General features: G+C 57.0%; 15 protein-coding genes and 1 pseudogene. 3 read left to right on the top strand and 13 right to left on the bottom strand.

Features of this window, described 5'->3' with window-relative positions; genetic code table 11:
* Both BM174_RS12775 and BM174_RS12770 read left to right on the top strand, forming a co-directional pair.
* Nucleotides 1–519 carry a 3-isopropylmalate dehydratase small subunit gene (locus BM174_RS12775; protein WP_093924240.1) on the top strand — a complete coding sequence of 173 codons (519 nt, stop codon included), beginning with the start codon at nucleotides 1–3 and terminating at the stop codon, nucleotides 517–519.
* On the top strand, nucleotides 516–1,445 hold the full coding sequence (locus BM174_RS12770; RefSeq protein WP_093924239.1) for an isocitrate lyase/PEP mutase family protein: 930 nt from the start codon (nucleotides 516–518) through the stop codon (nucleotides 1,443–1,445). Before BM174_RS12775 ends, BM174_RS12770 begins: the two co-directional genes overlap by 4 nt.
* A gap of 354 nt (nucleotides 1,446–1,799) precedes the next feature.
* On the opposite strand, the gene BM174_RS12765 is transcribed toward BM174_RS12770, so the two are convergent.
* From BM174_RS12765 to BM174_RS12745, 5 genes are all read right to left on the bottom strand, one after another.
* Complete coding sequence (locus BM174_RS12765; RefSeq protein WP_177209477.1) at nucleotides 1,800–4,634, bottom strand: FAD-binding and (Fe-S)-binding domain-containing protein; 2,835 nt, start codon at nucleotides 4,632–4,634, stop codon at nucleotides 1,800–1,802.
* Between the two features lie 52 nt (nucleotides 4,635–4,686).
* A complete protein-coding gene (locus tag BM174_RS12760; protein WP_093924237.1) occupies nucleotides 4,687–5,970 on the bottom strand; it encodes a TRAP transporter large permease in 1,284 nt (427 codons plus the stop codon).
* The gene (locus BM174_RS12755; protein WP_093924236.1) at nucleotides 5,967–6,467 is read right to left on the bottom strand and encodes a TRAP transporter small permease; all 501 of its coding nucleotides are present in this window, start codon (nucleotides 6,465–6,467) and stop codon (nucleotides 5,967–5,969) included. Before BM174_RS12755 ends, BM174_RS12760 begins: the two co-directional genes overlap by 4 nt.
* Nucleotides 6,468–6,544: 77 nt before the next feature.
* Complete coding sequence (locus BM174_RS12750) at nucleotides 6,545–7,540, bottom strand: TRAP transporter substrate-binding protein (RefSeq protein WP_218152931.1); 996 nt, start codon at nucleotides 7,538–7,540, stop codon at nucleotides 6,545–6,547.
* A gap of 23 nt (nucleotides 7,541–7,563) precedes the next feature.
* Nucleotides 7,564–9,207: an amidohydrolase family protein gene (locus BM174_RS12745; RefSeq protein WP_218152930.1), complete on the bottom strand. Its 1,644-nt coding sequence runs from the start codon at nucleotides 9,205–9,207 to the stop codon at nucleotides 7,564–7,566.
* A gap of 523 nt (nucleotides 9,208–9,730) precedes the next feature.
* Between BM174_RS12745 and BM174_RS21410 the strand changes: the two are divergent.
* Nucleotides 9,731–9,934, top strand: a pseudogene (locus tag BM174_RS21410) (IS3 family transposase); the annotation flags it as partial.
* Nucleotides 9,935–10,044: 110 nt separating this feature from the next.
* Here BM174_RS21410 and BM174_RS12735 read toward each other — a convergent pair.
* Genes BM174_RS12735 through BM174_RS12700 form a run of 8 tightly spaced genes read right to left on the bottom strand, consistent with a single transcriptional unit; the run spans nucleotide 10,045 to nucleotide 20,134 of the window.
* Entirely contained in the window at nucleotides 10,045–11,406 is a 1,362-nt protein-coding gene (locus BM174_RS12735; RefSeq protein ID WP_093924234.1) for a M20/M25/M40 family metallo-hydrolase, read from the bottom strand.
* On the bottom strand, nucleotides 11,403–13,448 hold the full coding sequence (locus BM174_RS12730; protein ID WP_093924233.1) for a hydantoinase/oxoprolinase family protein: 2,046 nt from the start codon (nucleotides 13,446–13,448) through the stop codon (nucleotides 11,403–11,405). Before BM174_RS12730 ends, BM174_RS12735 begins: the two co-directional genes overlap by 4 nt.
* Nucleotides 13,435–15,252 carry a hydantoinase B/oxoprolinase family protein gene (locus BM174_RS12725; RefSeq protein ID WP_245766359.1) on the bottom strand — a complete coding sequence of 606 codons (1,818 nt, stop codon included), beginning with the start codon at nucleotides 15,250–15,252 and terminating at the stop codon, nucleotides 13,435–13,437. Before BM174_RS12725 ends, BM174_RS12730 begins: the two co-directional genes overlap by 14 nt.
* 10 nt (nucleotides 15,253–15,262) lie before the next feature.
* Entirely contained in the window at nucleotides 15,263–16,273 is a 1,011-nt protein-coding gene (locus tag BM174_RS12720) for an NADPH:quinone reductase (RefSeq protein WP_093924231.1), read from the bottom strand.
* The gene (locus tag BM174_RS12715; protein ID WP_093924230.1) at nucleotides 16,270–17,253 is read right to left on the bottom strand and encodes an ABC transporter ATP-binding protein; all 984 of its coding nucleotides are present in this window, start codon (nucleotides 17,251–17,253) and stop codon (nucleotides 16,270–16,272) included. The genes BM174_RS12720 and BM174_RS12715 overlap by 4 nt, the downstream gene beginning before the upstream one ends.
* Nucleotides 17,250–18,269, bottom strand: a complete 1,020-nt coding sequence (locus BM174_RS12710) for an ABC transporter ATP-binding protein (RefSeq protein ID WP_093924229.1) — start codon at nucleotides 18,267–18,269, stop codon at nucleotides 17,250–17,252. The genes BM174_RS12715 and BM174_RS12710 overlap by 4 nt, the downstream gene beginning before the upstream one ends.
* A 1-nt stretch (nucleotide 18,270) precedes the next feature.
* Nucleotides 18,271–19,164 carry an ABC transporter permease gene (locus BM174_RS12705; RefSeq protein WP_093924228.1) on the bottom strand — a complete coding sequence of 298 codons (894 nt, stop codon included), beginning with the start codon at nucleotides 19,162–19,164 and terminating at the stop codon, nucleotides 18,271–18,273.
* Nucleotides 19,157–20,134 carry an ABC transporter permease gene (locus BM174_RS12700; protein ID WP_093924227.1) on the bottom strand — a complete coding sequence of 326 codons (978 nt, stop codon included), beginning with the start codon at nucleotides 20,132–20,134 and terminating at the stop codon, nucleotides 19,157–19,159. Before BM174_RS12700 ends, BM174_RS12705 begins: the two co-directional genes overlap by 8 nt.
* Nucleotides 20,135–20,171: the final 37 nt, after the last annotated feature.

Genomic DNA, 20,171 nt, shown 5'->3' with positions numbered 1-20,171 from the left:
ATGCCATTAAACAATCTTCGCGGACGCGTAGCGTTCATTTTCGACGAAGTAGACTTTGACGTTGATCAGATCGTCGGCGTCGAGAACATCAAACTTAAAGATCCTGCCGAGCTCGCGGCCGTAGCTATGTCGGCCTACGACCCGGAGTTTGCCAAGGCTGTTCGGACCGGTGACATTCTGATTGGGGCTGATAATTTTGGCTACGGACACCCCCATTATCCCCCGATGATCGCGATGCGGCATCTGGGAATTGCAGGCGTCGTCGCCGAAAGCTTTTCACCCGGATATTGGCGAGGCGAAATCGCTATGGGTTTCCCGCAAGCCGCCTGCCCCGGAGTCCGGCAGCATGTGAGCCGATGGGATGAGGTTGAGGTCGACTGGACCGCGCTCGAGTTCCGCAACCTGACCACCGGCATCGTATTACCAATCGAAACACTTGCCGAGGGGGACCGTCTTATGTTGGCAGAAGGCGGCCTGATCGGATATTTACACGCTCGCGAGAAGGAGATCTCCGCATGACTGTTTTGACAAAATCCGAGTTCGCTCAAAGACTCCGTAAGGGAGAAACCGTCTGGGCAGCAGGCGCCTACGATGCACTTTCAGCAAAGCTGTCTGAAAACGCAGGGTTCGATGCGGTGATGAGCACGGGATTTGGAGTCTCGGCCTCACACTTGGGCGTCCCCGATGTCGAGCTTTACACAATGACAGAAAATCTGGGCGTCGTTGATAAGATGGTGGATGCAATCGGTGTACCGCTGGTTGCGGATACGGATACAGGCTACGGCAACGCCATTAACGTCATGCGGACTGTGCGTGCCTTTGAAAAGGCAGGTGTTGCTGCAATGATATTTGAAGACCAAGAGGCCCCAAAGCGATGCCCAGCCGTGGCTAACAAAGTTGATATATTGCCCATCACGGAAAATGCAGGGAAAATTAGAGCCGCTGTCGAGGCACGTCGCGACGCCGACACACTCATTATCGGACGGACCGACTCGATGGTAGAAGATGAGGCAATCGAGCGAGCTTGCGCCTATGTTGCAGCAGGTGCCGACCTCATCCAGCCAATTTCGAAATGCTTTTCAGACATTGCTGGTTTGCGTCGTCTGCGGGAAGCCTGTGGTGTGCCGCTTTCCCTCCAAGTGCTCGGCTGGCTTGAAACGGATTTGTCACCCGAAGAAATTGAAGAGGTGGCTGGGCTTGCAGTTTTTCCGCTCGTTGGGCTGATGAGCGCGACCCACGCCTTGCAGCAAAACCTAGCGGCTCTGGCGCGGTCCCACCAAACAAAAGACCTCCCGATGCCGGTCACGTCAATGGGTGTATTCAAAGAAATGATCGGGTTTTCTCAGATTGAGCGCCAACAGGATCGATATCTTCTCAACCCAAACACACAGGCGATGAGTGACAGATCTGCCGAAGTACTCGACGCGTTTTTTACTAAGGTCTGACCCACTTTGGACATCGGGGCTCAGAAAATGCAACTCTAGCTTGTTCTAGGGCTTCTTCAGCATCTTCAAGCGGGGATGAAAAGCGTGCATCAGCTTTGCGGCGAACGGCACCTACACCGTATCTCTGCGGTGTTCGATTTTCGCTCTAACATACGCACTGCAAACGGCATGAATGATGTGAATAGGGCTCTCGCTTTGGACTTCGCGTTTATCGGGCAGCCTAGCAAACTCGCCCAACTTCAACGCCTCCGCACACATCAACGCAGATTGAAATGCGACCAGCGCGCGGGTACGGACCAATACTGCTACACAGAATAAGCTTAGTGTTGGAACGCGACGTGTATCACTGCCCGCCTAGTCTCGCGCATAGACATCTTCCAAAGCCTGGATAGGGTGCCGAAGCTCCGCGTTCGCAAAGCGCTTTGCTTGAGACCGACACGAAAAGCCCGTCGCCAACAGCCGCCCCCGCCCTTCGGCGACCCGATCGGCCCAGTTCAGCTGAAAAATATCACGCGACATCTCGCGGTGCTCCACTTCGTGCCCGAATAGCCCCGCCATGCCGCAACAGCCGGCCCGTTCGGTCTGCAAGATCAAACCTGCCGCAGTGAATATCGCTTGCCAACGGGTCAGGTTGCCGGGGTCTGCCGAGGTTTCAGTGCAATGACCGATCATCCGGAACTCCTGCCCCTGGGCCGCAGGCAGATTCTGTGCGCGAGCCGCAATGAATCTGTCCAGCGGCAAGGGTAGCAGGCCATTCGGCAGCGTAGTGCAATCTTGCCGGAACAGCATCGTAACCGCCGGCTCCACGCTGACCAACGGCAGACCGGTCGATGCCAGCTTTTCCAGATCGGACAGCATGCGGGCTTGTATCCTCTCAAAATCTCCCAAATAGCCACGCACCTGTGCCGCCTTGCCGTTACGAAGGATTGGTGTGTGAAAGACCCTGTAGCCCATGCGCTTCATCACCCGCGCCGTGGCTTCCAGTACCTTCGCGTCGAAGGGGCCAAGAAAACTGTCGCAGAGCAGAATTACGGCGCGGTCTTTTGCTACGTTGGCAGGCAGGGTCTGGCCAGGAACTAGACGGGTGGATTCGGCTGTGCTCAGGCGGCGGTCAAAGCCCACACGATCAAACTCCGGCAAGTCGACCAGTTTCAACAGGCGCGCAGCCCCGTCCCGACCAAGGGAGAGAATTGCATTAGCCAGAGCTGGAATCCGAGCGCCCAAGATTGTGAGGGGCTCCATACGCCGGATCAGTCGATCCCGAAGACTGCGTCGCGCACCGGACGTTTCAGCGAGAAACCGCGCCTTCATCGTCGGGATATCGACCTGAACCGGGCATTGCGAGGTGCAGGCCTTGCAGGACAGGCAGGTGGCCAGCGATTGGTGCAGCGCGTGTTCTATCGTCTGTACATCTCCGTCTGTTTCGCGCGCATGCAGCCAGTCGCGCAATAACGCGGCCCGCCCTTTAGGCGATTGCACACGGTCGCGTGTCACTTTGTAAGACGGACACATTTCTTGCGACGTGTCCCAATGGAAACAGCTGCCATTGCCGTTGCAATCGGTCGCCTTCTCATAGTCGACATGCGCCGCGATGATCTCATCCCGCGCGCCACGAAACCCGACGCTGTCGATCCGGTCGACCGGGAATGAGGTGCCTTCGGCCGTGACCAATTTGCCAGGGTTGAACAGATTGGAGGGATCAAACGCCGCCTTGATCCGTCGTAGGAGGTTGAACAAGACCGGCCCGAAGTACTGCGCCACATACTCACCACGCACGCCTTTGCCATGCTCGCCCCAGATTAGCCCCCCTTGCTCTTGGGCCAATCGGGCCACCGCATCCGATATCGGGCGAATCTTTTCGCGGTGAGTGGGCAGGCGCATATCCATCAGCGGGCGCACATGCACGCAACCGACATCGGCGTGGCCGTACATGCCGTAGTCCAACCCATGACTGTCCAAAATGTCACGAAAACCCGCAACGAACGTGACCAGATTTTGCGGCGGCACAGCGGCATCTTCGACGAAAGCCGTCCCCTTGAAGCGGCCCCTCCCCTTACCCATCAACCCAACCGCATCTTTGCGAAGCCCGTTTAGTGCAGCCACGACCTCGGGGTCGCGTGTGCCTACGACTCCCAGCGCTCTGCTGTGCCCAGCTGCGCGTTTCAACGCGGCAAGCTGACGGTCGATTTCCTCATAGTTCTGGCCAGTGACCTCGGCGAACAGAAAGCCGCCACAGCGGGCCATCGCGGCCCCCAGAACCGGCTCCAATAGCGGCCAATAGGGTGTGGTTTTGCCCAGATCGACGGTCACGTCGTCCAGAAACTCGATCGCCTGCGGGTCGGCAGGCAACAGCTCGGAGACGGCGCCAAGCGCAGTGAGGCTGTCGGCATAGCCGATGATCGCCATGCCGAAGCATTTCGGCAGCGGTATGACCTTCAGCGTCATTTCCGCCGTTACGGCCAATGTGCCTTCGGATCCGGCCAGCAACTTGGTTAGCCGTAGCGTACCGTCCGGCTTGCGCAGCTCGTTTAGATTATAGCCGGTCAAACCACGGTTCATCATCGGAGAGATCCGGGCGATCTCTTCAGCCTGCTGCGGCAGTTCGTCCCGCAGCAGTGTTGCCACCTCTTTGATAATTCCAGCGGGTAAAACATCGCTTGCAAGTACATCGCAAATTTCGGCTGTTGTGCCATCGGCCAAAACCAATTCGGCTGACATGAGATAATCCGACGTCCGCCCAAAGTGGCGCGATCCCTTGCCCGAGGCGTCGGTGGCAACCATGCCCCCAAGCGTGGCGCGGGAGCTGGTCGAAACAGTGGGCGGGAAGAAGAAACCAAGCGGCTTTAGATAGTCATTCAGCTGGTCCAGCACGACCCCCGGCTGCACCCGCACAACGCCTGCCTTCGCGTCAAAGCTCAGGATGCGGTTCATGAACCGGGAAGTATCAAGCACCACGCCCTGGGCAAGCGATTGGCCATTCGTGCCGGTCCCCCCGCCGCGTGGGGTAAGCGACAAGCCTACCGCTGCGGCTCCGCGCACTGCGGCGCGGATGTCATCTGTGCTCTTCGGCTCCACCACGCAGGCAGGTTCGCGATAATAGATAGAATTGTCCGTAGCAGTCACAATCCGAACTGCGCGCGAGGTCCTAATCTGGCCGGAAAAACCGTCAACCACAAGCTTCCGTGTCAAGTCAGCGACAGGCCCTTCCGGCACCTTTGTGCGATCCGCCTTCATGCCTCAATCAGCGTATAAACGACGGCAGGAAAAGCGTTATCGCCGGCACATAGGTCACCAGCATCAACACCACGAAGGACACCAGCAGCATCGGCCAGAGAGCGACGCTCAGCCGTTCAATCGACTGGCCGCTGATCGCCGAGGCTACAAACAGGGAATAGCCAAAGGGCGGCGTCGCCATGCCGATGGCCAGATTGATCACAACCATTGCGCCCAGATGGATCGGATCGAGCCCAAGTTGCGCTCCGATCGAGGATAGCGTTGTGCCAAGGATGATCATCGCCGCGATGTTGTCCATGATCGCGCCGATGAAGAGCAAAAACAGATTCAGAATTAACAGGATGACAATCGGATTGGTGGAAACCGACATTATGCCGCTCGCGATGGCCGAAGGCAGTTGTTCGATCGCTACAAGCCAGCCAAAGGCCGAAGCAATGCCGATGATGAAACAGACAATTGCCGAGGTTCGCATCGCCGCCATGACAATCGAAGGCAATGCCGCTAGCTTCATCTCGCGGTGAATGAAAAGCCCTACGATCAGCGCATAGAAAACGGCAATTGCCGAGGCTTCGGTCGGGGTAAAGACCGAGCCATAGATGCCGCCGAGGATCAACACCGGTGCTAACAAGGACCACTTTCCCGCCCAAAGGCTGTCGAGCAACTCCTTGCGGGTCGCGCGCGACTCGCGCGGGATATGGGGGCTGCGCCGCGCAACAATCCAGCACACCAGCATCAGCCCCAAGGCGATCAGCAGCCCAGGAATGATTCCAGCGAGAAACAATTGGTTAATTGAATCCTCGGCAACCACACCCCAAATGATCATGGGGATGGAGGGCGGGATCATCTGCCCAATCGGGCCGGATGCCGCCGACAGCGCTGCGGAAAAGTCGCGCTTCCAGCCGCGCTTCTCCATCTCGGGGATCATGATGCCCCCGATGGTTGCCGTCGTGGCCGGTGCCGAACCGGAAATCGCGGCAAAGAATGTGGCCGAAAGGACGGTAACCATGCCAAGACCGCCTGTGACATGCTGAACCAGCGCCTGACAGAACTTGACCAAGCGCCGCGACAGCCCGCCGTGCATCATTAGATCCCCGGCAAGGATGAATCCCGGAATCGCAAGAATCGAGAAGCTTTGCGTGCCCGCAATCAGTCGCTGTGCGAGGATAACCAGCGGAAAATCCGCCATGTAAAGCCCCAGCACAGATGCCAGGCCGAGAGCAAAAGCAATGGGAACGCCGCCAAACATGGAAATGAGAAAAGTCGCGAGAATTGCAATGGCAACTGTGCTCATCCGATAAACTCCTTGGGCTTACCAGTTACTACAACCGGCTTGAAGATGCGGGCGAATGCGTGCAGCGCTCCGAGCCCGCCGCAGACGGGGGCGGCGAGATGGAGCACTTCGATCGGCAGACGCATTGCCGCCGATACCTGCCCCATCGTGCTGACAGTGTAGTCGTAGCCCGAAACCGCGAGCGCGATGCAGAACAAGAAAATGACTATAGTGATCACTCTGTTCCAGAATTTCTGCAGCCCCAGCGGCAAGTAGGAGATCACAACATCAAGCCGCACATGCGCCATATCGCGCAGTACGCTGGTGGCGGCCAGCAGCGTTGTCCAGGTAAAAAGGATCAGCGCCAGTTCCTCGGACCAGATAAGGGAGGCGCTCAACACATAGCGGGAAAATACTTGCAAGATTAGGGCGGACATCATCACCACCGTCATCAAGATGACCACCGCGTCGGTGGCGCGTGCTGTCCAGTTGGACAGCCTGTCGAGCAGATTAATCATGCCAGGTCCCCGAAGCGCATTTACCGTATGAGTAATGTGCCGCCGCCCCCTTACGTATGGGGCGGCGGCACAAAGGTTTAGCCCTTAACTTCGGCGAGTGCCTTGTTGAACAGCTCTTCGCCGATCGCGCCTCTAAACTCTTCGTAAACCGGCAGAACCTGTTCGCGGAACGCAGCGGGGTTCTCGATTTCGTTGACCGTCATGCCGGCGTCTTCTAATTGCTGCACGAGTTGAGCAGAAGCTTCAGCCACCTGAGTGCGCTGCTTAGAGATCGCAGCCGTTGCAGACTCTTTGAAGGCGGCTTTCTCTTCATCCGACAGTTTGGCAAATGTGCGTTCTGACGCGATGATCCCAAGCGCGGAATAGGTGTGCTTAGTCAGGGACAGATATTTGGTCACTTCAGGATAGTTGTTCGCTACGATCACAGCCAACGGGATTTCCAGCCCGTCGATGGTACCTTGCTGGGCCGCCGTAAAGGTTTCCGACCATGCCATCGGAGTGGGGTTGCCGCCCAACGAAGAAAACATACCGATAAACACGGGGTTCTGCATCGTGCGGAACTTCACGCCTTTCACATCGTCTGGCGCGACAACCGGGCGGGTATTGTTGATCATGTGGCGGAAACCACCTTCGGCAAAGCCAAGGCCAATCATGCCTTTGCCGGACAATTTGCCTAGAATTTCTTGGCCAACTTCCCCGTCGAGCACACCATGCGCCTGCTCTTCATCGGCGAAAAGGAACGGCATGTCGTTCAGCTGAAACGCCGGATCGAGATTGGCAATGGACGCATTGGTGATGATGCCCACATCAAGTGTGCCGTATTGCAGGCCTTCAAGCATCTGTTTCTCGTCACCCAGTTGGTTGTTCGGGAACATCTGCACGTCAAACTTGCCCGGCAAACGCTGGTCCAATTCAGCCTGCAAATTATGTGCCATGATGGCATAGGGGTCCTGCGCGCTGTCCGAAGTAGTCCAACCGACACGCAGCGTTTCGGCAGCAACGACGGGCAGACCGACAGTGCCAAAAGCGGCCGCGACGATGAGCGCCTTTGCGGTCTTTTTCATTGTAATCATCTTAGTATCCTCCGTGATGATGTTCAGCTTCGTGGTGTGTCGAATCCGTAGAGCCGCGCGGGGTTCTCCGCGAGAATGCGGTCCCGCGTGGCCGCGTCGGGTGCCCAGTCATCAAACATGTTGAGCAAGGCACCGTCGTTCGGCATGTCGACGTTGATGTAGGGATGCGGCCAGTCTGTGGCCCAAAGCACCCTTTCGGGGTTCGCACGGATAATCTCGCGCGCAAATGGAGCGATGTCAGTATAAGGCGTCTCGTTCTGCCCGGTGATCCGGTAGCTGCCCGAAAGCTTGACCCACGATTTGCCATCCGCGACCAGCGACAGCATCTCTTGAAACCCGGGGTGGTTGGTGCCGGCCGATGTAGGCATGTGGCCCAAGTGGTCGAACACTGTTTCGACGGGCAACGGGCCCAAGGTATCGCGGATGTCGGCGAATTCGGAAACGTCGATCAACATCTGCAGATGCCACCCCAGCGCTGCGATCTTGTCGGCGATCCGGCGGACATCCGACACCTCGACCCCGGAGCGAAACAGCAGGTTGAGCCGGACCCCACGCGCGCCATCCGCGTGCATCTGCTCCAACTCTTTATCCGAGATATCCTCGTCCACGACGACCACTGCGCGCAACGTCTCGGGGTGGCGGCGCACAACGTCCAACGTGCAGCTGTTGTCGCGCCCGTAGACAGAAGGCTGAACGATGACGCCCCGCGACAGGCTGAGACTGCTCAACATGTGCAGATATTGTGCTTCGCTGGCCTCGGGGGGGGTGTAGGTGCGGTGCGGCGTATAGGGATATTGCGCGTCCGGGCCAAAGATATGCGCGTGGCAATCCGTGGCCCCGGGAGGCGGAGTAAACCGCGGCGCTTGTGGATTGAGGTCCGCAGCGGTGCAGACGGGTATCTTCACTTCGCCCAATGATGTCATCCGACTTTCCTCCCAGCCTTGAAGGCCGCGCAAACCAAGCCTGTCGGCGGTGCGCAGCAAGTGGTTCCACGCCGCGCGGCGTGCCATATCCGGATCCCCGATGCGGATCGCTTCGTATATTGTGTGCAACTCGTTCTTGATGCCTTGCGGGCCATCGCCGCGCAGCACCGAACTTGCCAGATCTTCCGCGATGCCCGCGTCGATCCTCTCGTATAGGAACCGCATAAGGTCTCGGAAATACGGGTTGTTGGTGGCGGTCGCTACATGTTGATGGAAGGCCCGCTGCTCCTTCATTGCTGGATCGCCGCCCTCCAAAGCCCCCTTCACGGCACCAAGCGCTTCTTTGATGCTTGTCAGCTGATCCAGCGTGCGCCGCCGCGCCGCCATGGACGCACCGCCCACCTCGATCTCCATCCGCAGCTCTAACACCTGCCGCAGGTGCTCAAGCGAAGACAATGTCTGCGGATCAATCTTGAACCCTGCTGCGGCCACTGGGGAGCAGACGAATGCCCCTACACCATGCCGACTTTCGACCAGACCCGCTTCGCGCAACTGCGCGATCGCCTCACGTACCGCACTACGCCCGGCATCGAACTTCTTAACAAACTCTGCTTCGGTGGGCAGCTTTGTCCCAACCTTAAGCTGCCCACCAATAATCATCTCGGACAATTGTCCGGCGATTTCGTCCGAGATGCGGCGTCGACCGACGGGGCGGACACTCAGGGATGCTGGTTTAACAGACAAGATTGATCCTCTTTCGACCAGACATACCATTGCTCTAGTTGTCTGACAACTGACAACTGAGAACGCGGATGTTGTTGCACTCCAAGCCGCTTCAAAAGCCAGTCGGATTAATCATGGTTTTTTTGGATGTCGAAATCCGGACCTGGAGTAGACCGGTACTGCAGGGGTGGTCGCGGAAATTCGGACCAGTCGCTAAGGTGGATTGCCTGATGAAAAATTGATCCAGAATGAAGAAGCGAACACGCCATTCTCCTGAGTTCAAAGCCCTTGGTACGTTTGTAGCGATCCGAGGAGATGACCTTAGCTGAACCTTCCACGAAGTACGGCGTACCTGCCACCCAGATCGGCACGTGGAAGCGTGCAGCGATAAGGAATACGACAACGGCATTTACGTGCCGAGGCGTGGCGCCGGAGTCGGTGATTGCTGCCGATTCGACAAGTGATACTCCTAGATCGGGCAGTTGGTCTTGGACCGGGATCTTTTGGCCGATGCTTCACACCAGTTTCTCGGGCCGCGAGGCAAGAGAGATCCTTCCAGCTGTTTAAAAGGAAGCGCATCAGGCGGCGGGCATACCTCACACGCGACGCTGCAGGGCAAGACGTGTTCGATTACATCGAGATGTTCTACAACCAGAGCCGCAAGCACACCAACAACGGCATGCTGGCGCCGGTTGACTATGAAACAGAACAGACAGAACAGAAGAGAACCATCGAGGCAAGTGTCTAGGGAACTAGGGCCACCTCGCACGAATCCAGCTGGATACATCTGAGCCAAAGCGCAAAACCGTCCGTTTGATTGGTCATAATTTACACGGGGATCCACCCCCTTAATGACACTTACTCAGCCGTTTGGCCCAACTCAAACAAGAGTGCCGCGCCAGTGCGTACACCGTCAATGAACCGCACTACTTCAAGATTTTCGTTCGGAGCGTGGTTAGCTTCATCAGCATTGGCATACGGCACAACAAATGCCGGCTTTTTCAAAATCTTCGTCCACACATAATCAGGCAAACTGCCTCCGACAGTGGGATACAGCAGCGGATCGAGTCCCCTCGCACGTCTGACTGCCTTGCTAATTATCGATGCAAAGGCATTATCCATCGGTGTTTTTGAGGGCAGCATACCGTTGTGCCGCACCATCTGGACTGTAGGAGCATGCCTCGCAACATGCGCCTCGATGCATTTGAACACATAGTCGGGCGTCAACGGCTCAACCAGACGGACATCGCATTTCGCGATTGCGTGGTTAGGTAATACAGTCTTGCTGCCGGGTCCGTCGTATCCGCCGTGCAGTCCGTTGATTGTTAGCGTCGGATGGAACATCAGCCGATCCCAGTAGGGCCGGTTGACGGGTCCATCCAGCGCTGTCAGGCCAAGATCGGCCATGACCGCTTCCAAATCCAGTGGCAAACGCGATGCCGCATCAAGCTCAAGGTTTGTCGGTGGGATAACCGGTTCGTTGATGCCCTCGACGGTGATGTTTCCATCTGCGTCCTTCATGGTGGCAAGCAGTTGCACAAGTGTCCAGATCGGGTTCGGGACAACACCCCCGAAGTTTCCTGAATGCACATCGCGCGACGCACCTTTGGCAACCAGATCAAACGAGGCCACACCCCGCACGCCAAATGTAATCACCGGCTGGCCACTCTCATGCAGCGGGCCGTCCGAGGTCACGACAAGATCGGCTTGCAACTCATCCATATGTTCGCGCACAAATTCGGCAATCTGCGGAGAGCCAATCTCTTCCTCGCCCTCCAGACAGAAGATAATATTGCAAGGCAGGGTCCCTGTTATCTTCAGATGTGCTTCGATGGCGAGGAGTTGCGCAAAGTGCTGGCCTTTGTTGTCTCCTATCCCGCGCGCCCAGATACGACCATCGCGAATTTCCGGTTCAAACGGCGGGCTGACCCATGCCTCGAGCGGATCGGGAGGCTGCACGTCGTAGTGGCCGTAAAGCAGGACAGTCGGCTTCGCAGGATCTACATCCCGGTGCCCTAAAACAAATGGATGGCCGGGCGTTTCTACTAATCTGGCTTCGAATTCCAGTTCTTTGAGGTGGTCGACAAGCATCGTTGCGACCTCCCTGATCCCGATATTATGCGCGGAAATCGATGGATGGCTTACATAGTCCATAACCCGCTGAACATATGCATCCTGATTTTCTTCTATGTAGTCAAAGATGGAGTCGATCTGGCTCATGCGGCGCTCCTTTTCAGAAGCAACGCCGCAGAAGGATGCACGGTCGCAGTCCATCCCGGCGGAATGATTGTCGTGGTATCCAACTGCGTAATCACCGCGGGGCCGGAAATAGAGGCTCCTGCAGCGAGGGTTGCGCGATCATAAATCGGAGTTTGTTCGGTTCCTGTTTCCCAATGTACGGTCTGGGACTGGATCGGCACCGGGTCGCTGCCTTCAGCCAAATCAGGGCGTGGGGATGGCTCGGTCCGGCCTGCGGCCTCGACCCTCAGGGTCACCAATTCGATTCCGGCATCCAGCACAAAACCGTAGAGCGCCTTGTGGGCTGTCATGAATCGCGATTCAGTTTCCTCCGGCGTCGACGACCAATCCACCGCAATTTCGCCACCCTGCCCGTGGAACCGCATCAGCGCGCGTACCTGAATATCCTGTCTTGGCTCCGGAATTGTCTCTTCGTCCAGCCAAGCAATCGCGTCTTTGACAAGCGCCGCTACAATTGCATCGCCCTGTACCTGATCAATCGCACCCGATGTAGGCAACGCGCGGGTGAACTCTGCTTTGAGATCGGCAGCCAACAATCCGTCAGCACACAAAAGACCAGGGGCTGGTGGCACCATGACCTGCTTGATGCCGAGAAGCTCTGCGAGTGCCACACCATGCAGCGGTCCTGCCCCTCCAAAAGGAACAAGCGTAAAGTCTCGAGGGTCATGACCGCGTTCAACAGACACGGTTCGAACCGCACCAACCATGTTGTTGTTCATGATGGCGAGAATACCGCGCGCTGCGGCGTGACGCTGCAAAGCGAGCGGGCCTGCAACATTGTCGTCGATAACCTTCAGCGCGGCATCTTGATTCAATGACATTTCACCACCCAATAGACTCACAGGCAGATGGCCTAAAGCTACATGCGCATCGGTCACCGTGGCCTGCGAGCCGCCATGTCCGTAAGCTGCGGGCCCCGGACGCGCGCCGGCCGAATGAGGGCCAACCGAGAGGGTTTCGTCGGTTACCTTAGCGATAGAGCCGCCCCCTGCCCCAATTGTGACCATATCAACCATCGGCAATGACAAGGGCCAATCGCCGACCTTGCCAGATTGCGTGAGCCCGACGATACCGTCTCGGATAAGGCAGATATCAGCTGAAGTACCGCCAATATCGACAGTAATGATGTCATCTATTCCGCAGGCTTTGGCGACATCACAGGCGCCTACGACGCCTGCTGCCGGACCCGACAATGCGGTCAGGGCGGGTGCCGTACGGATTGCAGCTGTGCCAGCGACCCCGCCATTGGATTGCATCAGCAACAAGGGCGAAGCGGCATTTGCATCTTTCAAGCGCGTCTCCAGCCGCTCGACATAAGTCGATACACCCGGCATCACGCCCGCGTTCAAAACAGTCGCGAGACTGCGTTCATATTCCCGCACCACTGGCAGCACATCGGTCGAGCAAGTCACGTCAATATCGGGTAGCGCGGCACGTAAAAGCTCTGTCACCCGTGTCTCGTGTTCGGGATTTGCGTAGGCATGGATGAGACACACCGCGACAGCTTCGACGTTCTGTTTGCGGATGGCCTCTGCCACCCGCGCGACGCTTGCCTCGTTCAATTCCTCCAAGACCACTCCACCAGTGCCAATCCGTTCGTCAATTTCGTGAATTCGCGCGGCTGGGACAGGGCGTCGGGGTTTGACCCAAGTAAAGAGGTTTGCGTGGCGTGGAATATCTTGACGGCCAATTTCCAGAACGTGGCGGAACCCCCGTGTCGTTACCAACGCGGTCTTGGCCCCCTTGTTTTCAAGGATCATGTTGGTCGCAACTGTGGTGCCGTGCAGGACCTGATCCAGATCGCAAGCCTCAACACCTGCGTCTTTCAGTACAGCAATTACGCCGGTCATGAAGGCTTGAGAGGGATCGTCCGGTGTAGAGGGGGTCTTGGCCCGCCATACCCGTCCGGAAGCGCGGTCCAGCAAAGAGATATCGGTAAACGTGCCGCCGATATCAACCGCGACAGCGTAAGAAGGATCAAATGTCATATCAGACGAGGGCATCAACGTACTCCTGACGGAAAAAACGGCCAACTTTCGGGCGATCCGCCCGGAGGGTTTGGGTGGCATCGGTGTTCACTTCATCCTCGTCGATCACTACGCCATAAAGATCGCGGGCCGCTACGGCGGTGACAAATCCGTCCAGAACGTCCTCCAAAACACGCAAGGCAGGCCGGTCATAAGGATGACCGTGGCCACCGCCGCCGCCCGTCTCGATCCGCAGGATGTCACCTTTTTTCAGCATGTTCCCGTCGGACAAGGGGTTCAGAACGATCTCATCCGGCGTGCCGGGGTTTACTATTGCAATGCCGTGCCTTCCCGAGCGACCACCGTCGATGCCCCAAGGTGGGTTCTGTACGCTGTCGATGCGGATCGCGCACATGGTCGTCTCGGCAAGGATCTCGTACTCGCGGATAATACCGCAACCACCGCGATGTTTGCCTGCGCCGCCTGAATCTGGCACCACGCCATAAGCGCGCATCGTGACGGGATATCCCGCTTCGAGGAACTCGACCGGATAGTTTTCCTGCGCAACAAAATAGACTGCATCAATTCCGTCTGCCGTCGCGCGCGCACCGTATCCCACGCCGATGCCGTCAGCCAAGAGATAAGGCTCCAAACTGCCCGTCTTGTTGCGAAATTCGCCGCGCATAATGTTGACGACATAGGCCGAATTAGCCGCAGGGGCGTCGCCGCCGCCGGTATTTAGCAAGCCGCACATCGCAGAAATCATCCGCATCGCGGTCAACCCGCGCAGTCCCAGCGGCGCAGGGTATCGCGGTTGCAAAAAAGATCCTTCGCGGAACAGCACTTCATCCAGCGCATTCGGGCCGCCTGCATTGCAAACCTGTGACGGGTCGCCGCCTAGATAAAAAAGGCCTAATGCCATGCCTGGGACACCCTTATTCATCAGATAGTTGATGGGCCCCGGAGCCTGATCATCACTCTCGCGCGCGTCAAAGATAAAGCGGTCCTCGCCGTCAGCACCCTTCTCGCGGGTCAGCGCAAATCGCATCCGGAACGGCCCGTTGCCGTGACCGTCACTGTCGATCGCATCGGTAAACTTGTGCGTCCCGTAATCAAAAGTCTCGGCAAGTTTTGTACGCACCAGACGACGTGTCCGGTCGAGCAATTGCGCCAAAGCGTCGGCCATTACGTCAGGGCCAAAGCGGTCAAGTATTTCGCCCACCCGTTTGGTCCCCAAATCGACAGAAGCCATTAGCGACCGCATGTCTCCAATACTTTGATCCGGAAAGCGCGAATTTCGGTGGAAAATGTCTAGGACAGCCTGGTTAACCTTACCAGCCTCGATCATTTTCGTTACGGGGATCATCACACCTTCCTGAAAAATATCCGTAGCATCAGGACTGATAGAGCCGGGCCGTAGCCCGCCGATGTCGGCAAAGTGCGCCCAACTCATCACGAATGCGCAGATATGACCGTCCCGAAAAACCGGCGCCAGTAGAACTTGGTCGTTGGAATGCGAAATAGCCCCGTACGAGCCGTAGCAATCGTTGTACCAGTAGACATCTCCCGGTTGCATGGTTTCGGCTGGGAATTTCTCCAGCACGGGGCGCGTCATGTCACCAAAGATCGGCACCATTGACCCCACGGCCATTGTTCCGTTGCCGTCGAAGAGCGCGGTATAAAAGTCTTTTTTCTCCCGGATAAAGGCTGAGATTGCTGTTCGTTCAATCAGGGCCTCCATCTCGGATTGCGCTGCTGCAATGGCACCGCGTATGATCTCGAGTGATACAGGATCGCAGATCCTAGCGGTTTCGGCTTTCACCGCAGATTGTGTGTTCATGATCATCTCCTTAATCACGCGTTATCAGGTTAATCACGGTCTGGCCGAGAGCGCCGCGCGCCACGTGATCGTGGGCACTCGCAATGTCAGACAGTGAAAATTCCGCACCTATTGAGGGAACAAGCGCCCCGCATTCGGCAAGTTCGTTTAGCGTTGCTTCAGCCTGCTGACGCTGGCTGGACGTAAGCCGAAACCCCTGAACAAACCGGATCATCGCTCCCAGATCGGCCAGTTTGTAATAGGGTAGAACCGGCGTCGGATTGGACGAGCAAGAGTAAGATGCAATCATCCCATGTGCCGCGAGACAGGCGATATCTGTTTCAAGATTTGCTGCGAAATCGACTTCGATTATCCGGTCGACACCCTGCCCTTCGGTAAGTTCGTTAACACGCGCGGCGACATCTTCTTCATGGCGATTGATAGTTTGGATGGCGCCAAGTTCTAAAATTCCGTCCGCCGCTTCCGCCGAGCTAACAACAGCAATGACATTTGCCCTCGAAAAAACGGCCATTTGCGCGGCCATATGCCCTACAGCACCAGCCGCTCCCTGTATCAGAACTGTCTTACCTTGGACCGGCCCATCTGCCAGCACCAGCAGCCACGCCGTTAAACCAGGCACCCCAAGGCACGCGCCTTCAGCGAAGCCAAGGCCATCCGGAAGGTGGACAGCTTGCATGCTCGGCAAAGCAATCAGTTCGGCTGCAGTTCCAAACGCCCGTCCGATTTCGCCGTAGCCTCCTTGGGCATTCCACATCCAAGCGCGTTCACCGATCCGGGCCGGATCTACCCCTTCACCCACAGCCTCGATGATCCCCGCCCCGTCACAATGCGGAATAACCATATCATGGGCCATCTGCATGCCATTCCAACCGGCACGGCGTTTGACGTCTGCCGGATTTACGCCGGAAGCATGAACGCGCACCAGAACCTCGCCCCGAGCGGGCGTGGGGTCGGGCATATCAATAACAGACAAAACCTCAGCTGCGGGGCCGGTTTGGCTATAGACAGCGGCCTGCATCATCCGGCCTCGTCAAAAAGATGACAGGCGACGTGGCGGGTTCCCACCTTCTTTGATGCGGGAACTTCTGCGGCACAGCGATCAAAAGCTTTTGGACAGCGGTCGCGAAACACGCAGCCTGACGGAGGGTTGCGCGGATCGGGGGCCCCGCGCCCAATTGGTAGCGGTTCATGGCTTTGATCAGCATTGGGCGTCGGCACTGCCGCGACCAGTGCTTGCGTGTAAGGGTGCAAGGGCTCGCGGACAATTGCCTCGGTCGGCCCGTCTTCCATGATCCTCCCTAGGTACATCACGATCGTGCGTTCACAGACGTAGCGAACAAGGGCCAGATCATGACTGATGTAAATCGCCGTCAGCCCTAACTTGTCACGCACCTCGCGAAATACATTGAGAACACCGGCCCGCACCGAGACGTCCAGCATCGAGACCGGTTCATCAGCAACGACAAAATCCGGTTCAAGGATCAAGGCGCGGGCCATAACGACGCGCTGCAACTGGCCCCCGGAAAGCTGATGTGGAAACCGGTCGAGGTATTGCTCGGGGTCGGCCAGCCGCACCAATTCAAGTGCTTTGATGATCCGGTCTCGCCATTCACTCTTGGGGATGCCGGCGTTGGCCAGCGGCTCTGCCATCGTTTTGGCTAGAGTGTACCGCGGGTTAACGGCATCGAAGGGGTTCTGGAAAATCATCTGGCTGCGGGAGCGGAATGTTCGCAGCGCGCGCCCTTTTAGCTGCGAAATTTCTGCGCCGTCAAAGCGGGCGGACCCGCCGGTCACGTTTTCCAGTCGCACCAACAGCCGCCCCATAGAGGTCTTGCCGCAGCCGCTTTCACCAAGAAGGCCTACGCTTTCCCCTTTGTTCAGCGAAAAACTAATGCCATCGACGGCTTTCACGACCGAAGGCAAACCCATCATCGCAGAAACAGCCGATCCGACGCGGTAATGGAGCTGTGCGTTTTCAACCTCGACCAATGGTGTTGTCATAGGATCTCTCCCCAAGTTTCGGGCAGAGCAGCCTGCGCCCGAAGGGCCTCGGCCTCATGCGCACGGTGACAGGCAACCGAATGGTCATCGCCAAACGACATCAACGTCGGCGAGACGGAACGACAGTGATCGAGCGCAAAGGGGCACCGTGCGGCAAAACGGCAACCGGCGGGCGGGCGGGCCAAGTCAGGCGGCGCCCCGCTGATTGGCGTCAAGATACCCGTGCCGGCGCTAGCAATATCTGGAAAGGCGTTCTTTAGACCCATCGTATAAGGATGCAGCGGTTTGGACAGCAAAGTTGCCGTTTCACAGTCCTCAACCACTTCGCCCGCGTACATCACCACCGTGCGGTCGCAAATATAGGCCACGACCGAGATATCATGCGTCACCATTATGATCGAGATGCCAAGATCGCGCTGTAAAGCGCGCATCTGATCTAAAATCTGGCGTTGCACGATCACATCGAGCGCGGTCACTGGTTCATCTGCGACAATCAACTTGGGGTTCAGCGCAAGCGCCAAGGCGATCGCGACGCGCTGACGCATTCCGCCAGAGAACTGATGCGGAAAATCGCGAAGCCGGTTAGCCTCGATACCGACCATCTCGAAAAGCTCGGCGGCACGGGCTTTGGCCTGAGAGCGGCTCATACCGCCCCTGCCCCGCAGAACCTCGTGCATCTGGTATTCAACGCGGTAGACCGGATCGAGCGAATTCATCGCGGATTGCGGCACAAAAGCAATGTCACGCCAGCGCAAATCATTCATCTCCCGCTCGGATATCTTGGCGAGATCCTTGCCGTCAAAATCCATGCTGCCTTCGGTGATTTTAGCATTATCCGAAATGATGCGGGTAAATGCGCGTGCCATAGTGGTTTTACCGCAACCGCTTTCCCCTACGAGCCCAACGATCGACCCGCGCGGTACGTCAAAAGACGCGCGGGAAACTGCGACGACATCAAGATTAGGGACTTCGTAAACGATGGAAAGGTTTTTGACCGAAAGGAGTGGCTGGCTCATTTCAACGGCCCAACTTCGGAAAGAGTAGATTTTCATAACCGCGCGAGATGAAAAACCCCGCGGAAACGACGAAGATGATGGCGAGGCCGGGAGGGATGAACCAGTGATAGGCCTGTCGGCTCAGCGCCTGACTTGCAAAGGCATCTTGCAGCATGAAGCCCCAGCTAATCGAATTGGGGTCCCCGAAGCCCAGAAAGCTGATGGATGCTTCTGTCAGGATAGCCCAGCCGATTGCGATCGACCCGTAAAGCAGGGACAACGGCACAATATTCGGAGCGATGTGGCGCAAGATGATTTTAAAGTCGGAGGATCCCGAAACCCGCGCCGCTTCGACATACCCGCGCGAGCGGAGCGTAAGTACCTGCGACCGGATCACACGGGCTGTATCGCGCCAAAGCACAAGCGCCATCGCGATGACAGTGTTCCAGATAGACGGTTCAAGAAAGGCCGATATGACGATAACGAAGGGCAGAAACGGGATGCCAAAGGCCACGTCAGCAAGGCGCATCAGGATGGTATCCACCCAGCCGCCATAGTAGCCGGATATCAGCCCGACGATCGTGCCAATGAATGCGACCATAAAAGCGGCGGTCAATCCCACCAGCAAGGCAGCCCGCGCGCCAAATACAATTTGCGAAAAGATATCACGGCCGAGGCTGGTGGTGCCGAGGATATGCCCCTCCTGCCCTGGCAACAGGTCAGAGGCGAGGTCATAGTCAACGGTGTACAAAATCTCGGTCGGCTCATAGGGGGCCAACACGGGTGCAAAGATCGCAGTCAGCGCGAAGATCACGTAGATGATCAATCCTGCCATGGCAAAGTTGTCACCTACCGGCAATTTCATGGCGCGGAAGATCCGGATAACAGGACCTTCCGGAACAGTTGTCTCAAGCATGAGAAATCCTCGGATCCAAAAAGGTATAGAGAAGGTCAGCGATCAGGTTCATCAAAATCACAACGACCGCGATCATCAGGAATGCTCCTTGGGCCAGCGGATAGTCTGAGGCTGAAACCGCTGAGACCAACTCACGCCCTAACCCCGGCCATGAAAAGACGCTTTCAACGACCACATTTCCCTGCAGCTGATATCCGACGGAAATCGCAAAGGATGTCATCACGGGCAGTAGGGCATTTCGCGCGCCGTGTTTGATGACGATTGTATAAGGCGACAGCCCCTTCACTTTTGCCATCGTCACGAAGTCTTCCTTCATCACGTCCAGCATGTTCGAGCGCATCAGAAGCAGCGGCAACCCTTGCGAGTAGATTGCCAGCGTCAGCATCGGCAGCGCGAGGTGGGATAAGAAGTCTGCGGAAGTGTAAAGTGACCAAAGGCTTTCGTACTCTGTCCCCGCCGACCGCGTACCGCCAGCCGGAAAAATCCCCAGTGAGAATGAGAATATTGCGAGTAATACCATGCCAAGCCAGAACTCGGGCATTGCCCGCGTTGCCAACACAATAGGCAGCGCAAAAGCTTCTGCACGGCTAGCACGTCGCCACGCCAGCCAGGCGCCAGCTAGAATACCAAAGATATACGCGACGATGAGTGAGGAGAAAGTCAGGATCAATGTATTGGGCAACAGCAGCCAAATCCGCTCTGCAACCGGTGTGCGGTAGCGGAAGGAATAGCCTAATTCGCCCTGAAGCAAGTTGCCAAGATAGGTGAAATACTGCCGTAAAAGCGACTCGTCCAAACCAAACTGCCGGATAAGGGCTTCTTGTTGCTCAAGCGTGAAAGTCGGGTCGATATAAGCCGCCAGCGGGTTTCCCGGCATCAGGCGGAACATCAGAAACAGGATTGTCACAACCGCCCAGAGGACCAGTATCAGCTGAAAGGTGCGCGATAGAACGGGTTTGAGCGTACTCATATTAGCCTTCTGCGATAAATCGGGAGTGGCGATAAAA

This window comes from Sulfitobacter brevis, from assembly GCF_900112755.1.
GTDB classification, from domain to species: domain Bacteria; phylum Pseudomonadota; class Alphaproteobacteria; order Rhodobacterales; family Rhodobacteraceae; genus Sulfitobacter; species Sulfitobacter brevis.
This window is presented reverse-complemented; position numbering and strand designations above follow the sequence as displayed.

Bases quoted from the DNA above. Each gene is read 5' to 3' on its own strand.
- BM174_RS12720 (WP_093924231.1), bottom strand. From the start codon at position 16,273: ATGATGCAGGCCGCTGTCTATAGCCAAACCGGCCCCGCAGCTGAGGTT.
- BM174_RS12775 (WP_093924240.1), top strand. From the start codon at position 1: ATGCCATTAAACAATCTTCGCGGACGCGTAGCGTTCATTTTCGACGAA.
- BM174_RS12735 (WP_093924234.1), bottom strand. From the start codon at position 11,406: ATGAGCCAGATCGACTCCATCTTTGACTACATAGAAGAAAATCAGGAT.
- BM174_RS12760 (WP_093924237.1), bottom strand. From the start codon at position 5,970: ATGAGCACAGTTGCCATTGCAATTCTCGCGACTTTTCTCATTTCCATG.
- BM174_RS12770 (WP_093924239.1), top strand. From the start codon at position 516: ATGACTGTTTTGACAAAATCCGAGTTCGCTCAAAGACTCCGTAAGGGA.
- BM174_RS12710 (WP_093924229.1), bottom strand. From the start codon at position 18,269: ATGAGCCAGCCACTCCTTTCGGTCAAAAACCTTTCCATCGTTTACGAA.
- BM174_RS12715 (WP_093924230.1), bottom strand. From the start codon at position 17,253: ATGACAACACCATTGGTCGAGGTTGAAAACGCACAGCTCCATTACCGC.
- BM174_RS12700 (WP_093924227.1), bottom strand. From the start codon at position 20,134: ATGAGTACGCTCAAACCCGTTCTATCGCGCACCTTTCAGCTGATACTG.
- BM174_RS12755 (WP_093924236.1), bottom strand. From the start codon at position 6,467: ATGATTAATCTGCTCGACAGGCTGTCCAACTGGACAGCACGCGCCACC.
- BM174_RS12750 (WP_218152931.1), bottom strand. From the start codon at position 7,540: ATGATTACAATGAAAAAGACCGCAAAGGCGCTCATCGTCGCGGCCGCT.
- BM174_RS12705 (WP_093924228.1), bottom strand. From the start codon at position 19,164: ATGCTTGAGACAACTGTTCCGGAAGGTCCTGTTATCCGGATCTTCCGC.
- BM174_RS12725 (WP_245766359.1), bottom strand. From the start codon at position 15,252: ATGAACACACAATCTGCGGTGAAAGCCGAAACCGCTAGGATCTGCGAT.
- BM174_RS12730 (WP_093924233.1), bottom strand. From the start codon at position 13,448: ATGCCCTCGTCTGATATGACATTTGATCCTTCTTACGCTGTCGCGGTT.